This is a genomic window from Gordonia caeni (assembly GCF_039537105.1).
GTDB lineage: Bacteria > Actinomycetota > Actinomycetes > Mycobacteriales > Mycobacteriaceae > Gordonia > Gordonia caeni.
This window is the reverse complement of sequence record NZ_BAAAZW010000009.1, coordinates 206,831-214,897: the sequence shown is the minus strand read 5'-3', so window position 1 is coordinate 214,897 and position 8,067 is coordinate 206,831. Positions and strand designations below refer to the sequence as shown.

The 8,067-nt window shown below is 70.6% G+C and carries 7 protein-coding genes; all 7 read left to right on the top strand.

Going from position 1 to position 8,067, the window contains the following annotated elements; translation table 11 throughout:
• The first annotated feature begins 121 nt into the window (after positions 1-121).
• The 7 genes from ABD732_RS15695 (at position 122) to ABD732_RS15665 (ending at position 7,995) form a co-directional block, all read left to right on the top strand.
• The gene (locus tag ABD732_RS15695) at positions 122-1,879 is read left to right on the top strand and encodes an HAD-IIA family hydrolase (protein WP_344785412.1); all 1,758 of its coding nucleotides are present in this window, start codon (positions 122-124) and stop codon (positions 1,877-1,879) included.
• A 27-nt stretch (positions 1,880-1,906) separates the two neighbouring features.
• A complete protein-coding gene (locus ABD732_RS15690; protein WP_344785411.1) occupies positions 1,907-2,158 on the top strand; it encodes a hypothetical protein in 252 nt (83 codons plus the stop codon).
• A gap of 24 nt (positions 2,159-2,182) precedes the next feature.
• Positions 2,183-3,007, top strand: a complete 825-nt coding sequence (locus ABD732_RS15685) for a TlyA family RNA methyltransferase (protein ID WP_344785409.1) — start codon at positions 2,183-2,185, stop codon at positions 3,005-3,007.
• A 26-nt stretch (positions 3,008-3,033) separates the two neighbouring features.
• The gene (locus ABD732_RS15680; RefSeq protein WP_344785407.1) at positions 3,034-4,005 is read left to right on the top strand and encodes an NAD kinase; all 972 of its coding nucleotides are present in this window, start codon (positions 3,034-3,036) and stop codon (positions 4,003-4,005) included.
• Positions 4,006-4,012: 7 nt separating this feature from the next.
• Positions 4,013-5,776, top strand: a complete 1,764-nt coding sequence (recN, locus tag ABD732_RS15675; RefSeq protein WP_344785405.1) for a DNA repair protein RecN — start codon at positions 4,013-4,015, stop codon at positions 5,774-5,776.
• A 108-nt stretch (positions 5,777-5,884) separates the two neighbouring features.
• The gene (gene steA, locus ABD732_RS15670; RefSeq protein WP_344785427.1) at positions 5,885-7,069 is read left to right on the top strand and encodes a putative cytokinetic ring protein SteA; all 1,185 of its coding nucleotides are present in this window, start codon (positions 5,885-5,887) and stop codon (positions 7,067-7,069) included.
• Positions 7,069-7,995 (top strand): copper transporter, encoded by a 927-nt coding sequence (locus tag ABD732_RS15665; protein WP_344785403.1) that lies wholly within the window; start codon positions 7,069-7,071, stop codon positions 7,993-7,995. The genes steA and ABD732_RS15665 overlap by 1 nt, the downstream gene beginning before the upstream one ends.
• The last annotated feature ends 72 nt before the right edge of the window (positions 7,996-8,067 follow it).

Genomic DNA, 8,067 nt, shown 5'->3' with positions numbered 1-8,067 from the left:
CCGAACACCACTTGAAAGACCCCCTGAACACACCAGTTCAGGGGGTCTTTCGCATGCGTGGGCCGGCCTGGGGCTGCCGGAGATTTCGGATTGAGGACCGGGGCAGAATAGATTGGAAGCCATGAGTGATCGCGGTGTGAAGCAGGGGGGTCGCGGCGACGGCGATCCGGATATCCCCGACGACATCAAAGCCGCGGACCTGGACCCGGACGTGCGGCGCGACCTGCAGAGCCTGGACAGGAGCACGGCGGACCGGGTGGCGCGCCATTTGGTCGCCGCCGGTGACGCCCTGGCCGGCGATCCGGAGCTGGCATTGGCGCACGCTCGTGCGGCACGGGCTCGCGCAGCGCGCGTGGGAGTGGTCCGCGAGACAGCCGGGATCACCGCGTATTACGCCGGTGAGTGGCAGGAAGCGATCTCCGAACTGCGGGCCGCTCGGCGCATCTCCGGTGACGGAGACGCACTGGTTCCGCTGATCGCCGATTGCGAGCGGGGCCTGGGCCGTCCGGAACGCGCGGTGGAACTGGCCCGCAGCCCCGAGGGGCGCGCGCTGTCGGGCACGGACGCCGTCGAACTGGCGATCGTCGAAGCGGGCGCCCACATGGATCTCGGGGATCCCGAGGAAGCCGTGCGGGTCCTGGCGGCGCTGAATCCGCGGGCCGGCGAGACGGGCACCGATGCGGCTCGGCTCTTCAGCGCCTACGCGTCGGCCTTCTCGGCTGCGGGGCGTAAAGCGGAGGCGCTGCTCTGGTACCAGAACGCCGCCGCCGCCGATGTCGACGACGCGACCGACGCCGAGTTCGCGCTGCAGGAACTTCTCGCCGACGGGGTCGACGAGGTGGTCGGGGAGACTCGCGGTGACGACGTCAGTGCCGATCGGTCCCTGCCGGCCGAGTACGACGCTCTGCTGTTCGACCTGGACGGCACCCTGTACGAAGGACACACGCCACTGCCGGGCGCGGAGGACTTGGTGCGGTCCCACCCGGACGCGTCGTACTACGTGACCAACAATGCGAGCCGGTCGGCGGATGAGGTGTCCGAGCACCTCGCTGCGCTCGGCTTCGCTGCGGGCCCGGAGCAGATCATCACCAGTGCGCAGGTCGGTGCTCGTCTGGTGGCCGATCGGGTACCAGACGGATCCGCCGTCCTGGTGGTCGGCTCGGACTCCCTGCGCGACGAGATCGCAGCTGTGGGCCTCGTCCCGGTGCGCACCGCCGACGACGATCCCGCCGCGGTGATCCAGGGCCACTCGCCGGAGACCGGCTGGGCGCAACTGTCCGAGGCAGCGCTGGCTGTGCGCGGCGGCGCACTGTGGATCGCGACCAACACCGACACCACGCTGCCCACCGAACGCGGACTCCTGGTGGGCAACGGGTCCATGGTCGCGGCCGTCGCCACCGCGACGGAAGCCGATCCGGTGGTCGCCGGCAAACCGGCGGCGCCGATCATGCGGGAAGTGCTGGCCCGGAGCAAGAGCCGGCGGCCGCTGATGATCGGCGATCGCCTGGACACCGATATCGAAGGCGCCAACACGGTCGGCATCGACAGTCTGCTGGTCCTCACCGGCGTCACCTCTCCACGGTCGCTGCTGGCCGCACCCGCCGAGCGACGTCCCACCTATGTGGCCGCGGGACTGACTGATCTGGACGCGGCGGCCGGTGCGTTGCGCATCGGGCCGCAGGCGGACTGGCAGGTGACCGTCCTGGAGAACCGGGTCTCGGTGGAGCCGAAGGGGGCCTTCGAGCCGACCACGCTGCTGCCGGCGTTGGCTCACGCGGTGTTCACGGCCGACGTCGGCGACCTGGACCTGCGGATCAGCTCCTCCGACGCACAGACGGCGACGGCTCTGGCCGGGCTCGGCCTGACCGAGTCGCGCTGACCTGCCGTGCGCTAGCCTGAGCTGGTCATGACCACACCCGATTCCGCCCCGTCACCCGCCGAGCTCGCTGCGCGGGCCGCCCGGCTGAACGCCGGGCCGGGCGACCCCGCCGACCACCCGGCGACCGCCGAGGTGCGCGAGGTGCTCGAACAGGTCGCCGCGATCCGGGAGACCGTGGACGGCGAGTTCGATCTCGCGGCCCTCGGTCGCCAGGCCGAACTGCTGGCCACCGCGCACGACACGCTCGCCGCGGCCCTGGAAGACGTCGGCCGTGGCTGAAGCGGCGGGAAGCGGTGCGCGCTGATGGCCGCCCGTGCGCGGCTGGACGCCGAGCTGGTGCGCCGCGGCCTGGCCCGTTCGCGGGAACAGGCCAGGGCGCTGATCGACGCCGGTCAGGTGAAGGTGAACGGCACCGTCGCCGCCAAAGCGGCCACCAACGTCGCCCGTGACACCCCCGTGCTGGTGACCGAAGCCGACACCGACGACTGGGCTTCACGCGGTGCGCACAAACTGCTCGGCGCTCTCGAGGCCTTCGAGCCGCGGGGATTGACCGTACAGGGGCGCCGCTGCCTCGACGCCGGCGCCTCCACCGGCGGATTCACCGATGTGCTGCTGCGGCGCGGGGCGCGGGAGGTGGAAGCGGTCGACGTCGGTTACGGCCAGCTGGTCTGGCGTCTGCAGACAGACGAGCGCGTCCACGTGCACGATCGGACCAATGTCCGGCACCTCACCGCCGACGACATCGGCGGTCAGGTGGACCTGATCGTCTCGGATCTGTCGTTCATCTCCCTCACGCTGGTGCTGCCCGCCCTGGCGGCCTGCCTGCGTCCCGGAGGCGACTACCTGCCGATGGTGAAGCCGCAGTTCGAGGTCGGTAAAGACCGCGTCGGCGCGGGCGGAGTGGTGCGCGACCCGGGCCTGCGGGCCGAGGCCGTCGGCGACGTCGCCGCGGCCGCCGCCGCGCTGGGCCTGATCACTCGCGCGGTGGAGGCCAGCCCACTTCCCGGGCCGTCCGGCAACGTCGAGTACTTCCTTTGGCTGCACAAGCCGGACGTCCCCGCGGCCGCGTCGGAAGCAGGCGATACCGTTGAGATGATCGAGGCGGCCGTCGCGCGCGGCCCGCAATGACGTTTCCGGTGGAAGGGGGCAAGCGCATGACGTCCGATGACTCGTCCGCGGCCGAGCCGCGGGTCGTCCTCGTCGTCGCTCACACCGGCCGGGACGAGGTGACCCAGACGCTGGAGACCGTGGGCCGCCGCTGCGCGGAGGCGGGCATCGCGTTGCGCGTCCTGCACCACGACACCCGGCAGCCGTCGGAGTCCCAAGAGCATTCCTGGCATCCCCTCGACCCCGAGAGCCTGCGCGCCACCGGCGTCGAGTTGCAGGTGGTGCGCGCCGGCCCGGACACCGCGGTCGGCTGCGAACTGGTCTTGGTCCTCGGCGGTGACGGAACCTTCCTGCGCGCGGCGGAGCTGGCCTACCCGGCCGGAGTGCCGCTGCTGGGCGTCAACCTCGGTCACATCGGTTTCCTCGCCGAGGCCGAAGCCCACGTGATCGACGAAGTCCTGGACCGGATGATCGCCCGCGACTACTGGGTGGAAGAGCGGATGGTCCTGGACGTCACCGTGCTCGACAACCACCACGGCGGCGTCCTGGGTCGCAGCTGGGCGCTCAACGAGGTCGCGGTCCAGAACCGGTCGCACAACGGCGTACTGGAACTGGTCACCGAGGTCGACGGCCGTCCGGTCTCGGCGTTCGGCGCCGACGGACTCCTGATCTCCACGCCGACCGGGTCCACCGCCTATGCCTTCTCCGCGGGCGGACCGGTGATGTGGCCGGACCTGGAAGCGATCCTGGTGGTACCGAGTAACGCGCACGCGCTCTTCGCCCGGCCGATGGTGACCAGCCCGCGATCGCGGATCGCGGTGGAAGTCGATGCGCACGGCCGCCCCGCAGTGGCACTGTGCGACGGCCGCCGGATCCTGGAAGTGCCGGCGGGCGCGCGGATCGAAGCGGCCCGGGCGGAGACCCCGCTGAGGTGGGTCCGCACCGGATCCGAACCGTTCACCGATCGTTTGGTGACCAAGTTCTCGCTGCCCGTCACAGGGTGGCGCGGAAGGAGCTGAAGCAACCGTGCTCGAAGAGCTGTCGATTCGTGGGCTCGGGGTTCTGGAGTCCGCGTCGGCGGAGTTCTCGCCCGGCTTCACCGTGCTGACCGGCGAGACCGGCGCCGGCAAGACCATGATCGTCAGCAGCCTGCGGCTGCTCTCGGGAGCGCGGGCGGACGCCGGCCGCGTGCGCAACGGCGACGGCAGCGCCGTCGTCGAGGGGCGCTTCCGGCTGCCGCCGCCCGGGCAACGGGCTCCGCAGATCGATGAGGTGATCGAGGCCACCGGCGCTGTGCTCGACGACGACGACACCATCATCGCCGTCCGGACCGTCGGTGCCGACGGACGCTCGCGTGCACACCTCGGCGGACGATCGGTGCCGGCCGCGACCCTCGGTGAACTCACCGGCGAACTGCTGGCGATCCACGGCCAGAACGACCAGCTGCGCCTGGCGCGCGCCGACCAGCAACGCGCCGCACTCGACCGGTTCGCCGGAGCCAAGGCGACAGATCTACTGGCCAAGTACCGGACCGCGCGGACCCGCTGGATCGACACCCTCGACGAGCTCGACCGGCGCCGCGCCGACTCCCGGGAACTGGCGCAAGAAGCCGACCGCCTGCGTTTCGGGCTCGAGGAGATCGACGCCGCCAAACCCGAACCGGGGGAGGACGCCGAACTGATCGCGACCGTGCGCAGACTCACCGACCTCGAAGACCTGCGGGCCGCAGCGGCCGGCGCGCGGCAGATCGTCGCCGGCGACGGCGGCATGGACGGCAGCGTGGTGGAAGGCCTCGGCTCGGCGCGCTCACTGCTGGAAGGCGCCGACGACGAGGACTTGCAGGGACTGTTGCCCCGGGTCTCCGAAGCGCTGGCGGTGGTCACCGACATCGCCGACGAGCTGTCCGGCTATCTGGCGGGGCTGCCCAGCGACGCTGCCGACCTCGACTCGCTGCTGACCCGGCAGGGGGAGTTGAAGCAACTCACCCGCAAGTACGCCGCCGACGTCGACGGTGTCATCGCCTGGGCCGACGAGGCCCGCAGCCGACTCGCACAGCTCGAGGACCCGGAAGGATCCATCGAGGAGCTCGAAGCCCGCGCCGAGCGGGAGCGCGACAAGGTCGCCGAACTGGCCGGCCGGCTACACAAGGTCCGCGCCACCGCCGCCGGAAAACTGGGCACCCGCGTCTCCGCGGAACTGGCCGGTCTGGCGATGGGCGGCAGCGAACTCGCGGTCGGCGTCGAGCTGGCGCCCGCCGACGACGACCGCCTGGCGATCACCGTCGACGGTCACCGCGCACACGCCGGTGGCGACGGCGCCGACCGCGTCGACTTCGGCTTGGTCGCCCACCGGGGAGCACGGCCGCTGCCGATCGCCAAGTCCGCATCCGGCGGTGAACTCTCGCGCGTCATGCTCGCGTTGGAAGTGGTCCTCGCCGAGCCCGACGCGGGCGGGGTCATGGTCTTCGACGAGGTCGATGCAGGTGTGGGCGGCGCCGCCGCGGTCCAGATCGGGGCGCGGCTGGCCCGGCTGGCCCGCCGGCACCAGGTCATCGTGGTCACCCACCTGCCGCAGGTCGCCGCGTTCGCCGACAATCATCTGGTCATCGGCAAGGTCGGCGGCGGTGCGAAGGGCAAGCAGACGTCCACTCTGACGGCACTCGATCGTGGTGAGCGGGTCGCAGAGCTGGCCCGCATGCTGGCCGGCCTGGGTGACTCGGACACCGGCCGGGCGCACGCGGAGGAGTTGCTCGAGACGGCTGAGGCGGCGCGGACCCGGAGACTGACGTGACAGTTGGGATTCACGGTGTTTGCGTTGCACATGTGACAAAAGTTGATGTTGTTACGGCGCGCCTCCGTGTGATCCCGGTCGCGGCGGCCCAAGATCGTGGCCATGAGGATGCCAGCCCTGCTCTCGCGCCGCGCCGACGAACTGCCCGGAACTTCCGGTATCGCACGCATCGACAAGAAGACCAAACGCCTGATCGATCGCGCGGGGCCCGGCGACATCGTCGTCCTCGACGAGATGGACCTGGATCGGCTCACCGCTGACGCACTGGTGGAGGCCGACGTGGCCGCGGTGGTGAACGCCGCGCCGTCGATCACCGGCCGCTACCCGAACCTGGGCCCCGAGGTGCTCGCGGCCTCCGGGATCCCGCTGCTCGACGCGGTGGGACCGGAAGTCTTCTCCCGGGTCAAGGAGGGCGCGAAGGTCCGCCTGCACGACGATCGCCTGTATCTGGGTGACCGCGTGGTGGCCCGCGGCACCGAGCTCGACGAGCGGGCCGTGGCGGCCCGGATGCTGGAGGCGAAGGCCGGTCTGGTCGATCACCTGGAAGCCTTCTCCGGCAACAGTATCGAGTTCATCCGCAGCGAATCCCCGCTGCTGATCGACGGCGTGGGCGTGCCGGACCTCACGGTACGGCTGGAAGGCCGCCACGTGGTGGTGGTCGGTGACGGCTCCGACCGTGCCGCCGACCTCAAGGCCCTCAAACCGTTCATCAAGGAGTATCAGCCGATCATGATCGGCGTCGGGATCGGCGCCGACACCCTGATGAAGGCCGGTCATCGGCCCTCGGTGATCGTCGGCGACCCCGAGGAGATCAAGACCGCCACCCTCAAGTCCGGCGCCGAACTGGTGCTGCCCGCCGACCCGGACGGTCACGCCGCCGGCCTGGAACGCATCCAGGACCTCGGCATCGGCGCCACCACCTTCCCCGCGGTCGGCTCGGCCGGCGACCTCGCGCTGCTGCTGGCTGACTTCCACGGTGCGGACCTCATCGTGACGGTCGGTCTCGGCGGCTCACTGAACGACTTCTTCGACCGCAGCAGGCGCGACCAGATCCCGTCGACCTTCCTCACTCGTCTCAAGGTGGGCCAGAAGCTGGTCGATGCCAAGGCCGTCTCCACGCTGTACCGCAGCCGGATCAGCGGCGCGGTGATCGCGATGCTGCTCCTGGCCGCATTGCTGGTGCTGATCGTCGCGCTGGTGCTGACCACCGGTGACGCCGGCGTCGGAGACTGGTTCTCGGTCCAGTGGGACCACCTGACCGGCTGGATCGGCGGCCTGGGGACCAGCGGCTGATGATTTCGCTGCGCCAGCACGCGATCTCGCTGATCGCAGTGTTCCTGGCCCTGGCACTCGGGCTGTTCCTCGGCTCAGGCTTCATCGGGGACCGGGTGAATCAGCTGACCGGGTCCGATCGGGACCGGCTCGGCAGTGTCGAAGAGGAGCGCGATGCGCTGTCTCGGCAGGTCAACACCGACAACGGCTTCATCAACGGGGTCACCCCGGCGTTGATCGGGGGGCGTTTGGACGGCGAATCGGTGCTGCTGGTGACCGCGCCGAACGCCGGCGAAGCCGACGTCGAAGCGGTCAAGGGGCTGCTGAGCGACGCGGGGGCGGACTTCGCCGGTCAGATCGCTTTGACCACCGACCTGGTGCGCGACGAGAACGCGGCGAAACTGGCGACGGTGATCGATCAGTCGATTCCGCAGGGGCAGCAATTGCGCACCGACTACACCGACTCCGGTTCGCGGGTGGGTGATCTGCTGGGCGCCACACTGCTGCTGCGCGACGGTGCGCGGCCGGTGGCCGAGCAGGAACGCGCCACCGTGCTGCAGACCCTGGGTGAAGGCGGCTTCATCGACTACGCCGCGGGCACCGTGAAGCCGGCAGATCTGGTGGTCGTCCTCACCGGCGGCGCACTGCCCGCAGATTCCGGAGCACAGGGACAGTTGGTGGGGCGCGTCGCCGCGGCGATGGCCCAGCGCGGCCAGGGCGGCGTGCTGGCCGGGCGGGAGGGCTCGGCCGACGGCGGATCGGCGGTCGCGGTGATCCGTTCGGACCCGGGGCTGGGCAACACCCTGTCCACGGTCGACGATGTGAACGAGCAGACCGGGCGCGTCACGGTGATCCTGGCGCTCGACGCGGAGACCGACGGCCGTTCCGGCGCCTACGGGACCGGCGCGGGAGCGTCGTCGATCACAGTCACCGAGCGCAAGCCCTGATCCGCAGAGTGTCGTTCTGCACCGGGCCCGGATGCTGTTAGGCTGAAGTCCCGTAGGTATTCAGCCTTGACG

What these genes read in the sequence shown, in the direction of transcription:
- ABD732_RS15695 (WP_344785412.1), top strand. Translation starts at nt 122, where the DNA reads ATGAGTGATCGCGGTGTGAAGCAGGGGGGTCGCGGCGACGGCGATCCG.
- ABD732_RS15690 (WP_344785411.1), top strand. Translation starts at nt 1,907, where the DNA reads ATGACCACACCCGATTCCGCCCCGTCACCCGCCGAGCTCGCTGCGCGG.
- ABD732_RS15685 (WP_344785409.1), top strand. Translation starts at nt 2,183, where the DNA reads ATGGCCGCCCGTGCGCGGCTGGACGCCGAGCTGGTGCGCCGCGGCCTG.
- ABD732_RS15680 (WP_344785407.1), top strand. Translation starts at nt 3,034, where the DNA reads ATGACGTCCGATGACTCGTCCGCGGCCGAGCCGCGGGTCGTCCTCGTC.
- steA (WP_344785427.1), top strand. Translation starts at nt 5,885, where the DNA reads ATGCCAGCCCTGCTCTCGCGCCGCGCCGACGAACTGCCCGGAACTTCC.
- ABD732_RS15665 (WP_344785403.1), top strand. Translation starts at nt 7,069, where the DNA reads ATGATTTCGCTGCGCCAGCACGCGATCTCGCTGATCGCAGTGTTCCTG.